The sequence below is a fragment of the Paenibacillus sp. P3E genome (assembly GCF_001909045.1).
GTDB classification, from domain to species: Bacteria; Bacillota; Bacilli; order Paenibacillales; family Paenibacillaceae; genus Paenibacillus_AQ; species Paenibacillus_AQ helianthi.
On record NZ_LVWH01000083.1, the window covers coordinates 1 to 2,539 of the forward strand.

The window sequence follows — 2,539 nt, forward strand, 5'->3', positions numbered from 1 at the left end:
TTTATCAATTATCCCAAAAGCTTTATATATGGGATTATTTGAATCTATAATTTCTGTAAATGGAGTGTTAAGATAATTCCTTAAGTTTTGGGTAATATGGCTTGTTTCATGCAATCCTAAATTCATAATCCTTTCGACCTGTTCAGATTCTATTTTGGACTTGTAAAAATCTTCATGATATCCGTGATGTAACTCGAATAACTTAATATCTTCGGGCAGAGGATTCATATACCAATGATAATATCCTCCTCCGAAGATTTTCTTGCCATCTAAAGTAATCCATACTTCACCATACCCATCATGTGCCTCTCGATATCTTGTTTCATGAATATCTATTCTCTTTCTGATTTCTGGAGTAATGAGGGCTCTTATCCTGACTCTAAGTTTAGACCAATCCATACGTATTCGTTCCTTTCATGGTTCTAACCTCCTGTATTTTGCATAACGTGGTTGTATTCACTAACACTCTCTGGCTTAAGGCAGCATAAGCTACCCCATCTCCATAAACACCCTTAGCTACCACGCAGCCCCAGTAAGGATGCTGAAGATCGTTGTTCTGTGATGTAATCTCCATCTATGACACACTTTCAAAATCTATTCATACGTATCGCTGATTCTTATATATCCATTTATTTGTTCCCGGGTCCTTTGAAATATGCCTGATTTATTATTAAAATTCCCTTCTGCTGTTATTATTTTATCCTGTTCTACTCTTAATACCACTCCGATATGATCATTCGGTCCATTCCCCACAATATTATCAAATACGATAAGATCCCCTTGATCTGGGATGAACGATAGCTCACTTATAGGATGATAGAAACCATATAGCTGTCCCCATTCTAACCAAGCTTCCACCCATGCAAAATTACGTGAAACCGGCTCTGGATATCGTACAGGTAACTTCAATCCTGCCTCCGTACAACAATGATATACAAATGCAGCGCACCAATCGAAACCAATATTTGGATTATCTCTTGGAAAATACCTAAGAATGGGTTCCAAATCCGGACCGTATTTATCTTCATTTCCGATCAACGGTCTTGCAGCTAATTCTTCAGCTATTTTAGCCAGAGTCTCTCTTCTGCTCATGGTTTTACCCTCCGTTTGTATATAAGGCTACTAATTTTTCAATGACTGAATGAACTTCTGTTGAATCTTTAATAACAAAAAAATAATCTGTTTCCCCCCTCTGTGGGGTCAGAAATATTGTCTTGTTTGGATTATGCATTTTGTCCGTTTAGCACTTCTACAAAATTTGAGGCCGTTCGAAATATCGCTTTACTACGAGTACTCTTATGGATACGTTCCTCCAGAATGAAATCAGGGAAATCGAAATGGACCAATACGGTTTCAAATCCTTATCATGAAAATAAGTTAGAAGTTTGGAACGAGGTTCGCAGATTATTCAAAAACAAACTTTACCCGTTGATCTCCGCACCACTTTTCTCTGATCTCATCATAGTAAACATCTACATTATTATTTATGATTTCTTTATAAGTGCCAGCTAATTGAGGATAGTTACGTCCAATAAACTTTTCCAAAGTAGGCCCTGTGTTTTTTCCTATTCTAACTTTATCTAAAAATACGGGTATGTCCTTATCCAGAGCATGAATCATTAAATCCACATCTGTTATTCCGGGTAAAATCGGAGTGATAAATACCCAAACCTTAATCCCCATTCTATGTAGCTCATTGGCTGTCTGAATATTGCTCATCAGTGTATAATCATCAACCTTCTTCAACTGTTCCAGGTTGGATAATCCTAACAGCAAAGTGAATTTGTCTCCCATAGGTTTAACCACATCGAGGTCTCTATAAATTAGTTTTGACCCGGCTTTAGTTGTGACCATACACTTCACGTTTAACTTACTTAATTCGATCAAACATTTCCTGGTTAACTGATATTTCCGTTCAATTTCCATATAAGGATCACACTTACTTCCCAAATATACGATATCTTCTTGATTCCAGTGAATAAATTCTTTACCTAAAATATCCGCAATATTGAGTTTAACATTTAAGTTCTTATTCCAATTTTCATCTTCTAGCTGGAAACAATAGGGGCACCCGATTGTACAACCATCATACGGATCAATAATCGGTAATGTTTCTCCGTCAGGGGGATATTCATATGTCATTGCACTACTAACACATATTTCTTTAAGCATTTTCATCCATCTCCATTCGTCCGTTTATGAGACGATGGTACATGAATTCCGAAAAAAAATATAGACTTATAATAACCATTCTGTTATGATGTTGAATAAGGTCTTGAAAAAAATAGTCATACAAACCCTGAGATTCTAATGATCTCAGGGTTTTTTGTTGTCGGTTGATTCGACTAATATTTTCTTGTCCATGATGTCTTATTTTCTCTTTAATTTTATTTCTTGCAATATGCCCATATATTTCTCAAGATCGTATCGAAATTCTAAATCATTGGATATCATTAAACTTTTGAGCTCTGCTAATCCCTGTATAAATTCTTCTGTAAATTCGATAATATTGGTCCATGAAAAAACAAATATATTAGGA

The 2,539-nt window shown here is 35.7% G+C and carries 3 protein-coding genes; all 3 read right to left on the bottom strand.

Features of this window, described 5'->3' with window-relative positions:
- Nucleotides 1–399 (bottom strand): SF0329 family protein (locus A3842_RS08820; RefSeq protein ID WP_074101111.1); only part of this gene is annotated, 399 nt, incomplete at its 3' end.
- Nucleotides 400–594: 195 nt separating this feature from the next.
- The gene (locus tag A3842_RS08825; RefSeq protein ID WP_074101112.1) at nucleotides 595–1,092 is read right to left on the bottom strand and encodes a CHAP domain-containing protein; all 498 of its coding nucleotides are present in this window, start codon (nucleotides 1,090–1,092) and stop codon (nucleotides 595–597) included.
- Between the two features lie 312 nt (nucleotides 1,093–1,404).
- Nucleotides 1,405–2,172, bottom strand: coding sequence for an SPL family radical SAM protein (locus A3842_RS08830; RefSeq protein ID WP_074101113.1), 768 nt, complete (start codon nucleotides 2,170–2,172; stop codon nucleotides 1,405–1,407).
- Between the last annotated feature and the right edge of the window lie 367 nt (nucleotides 2,173–2,539).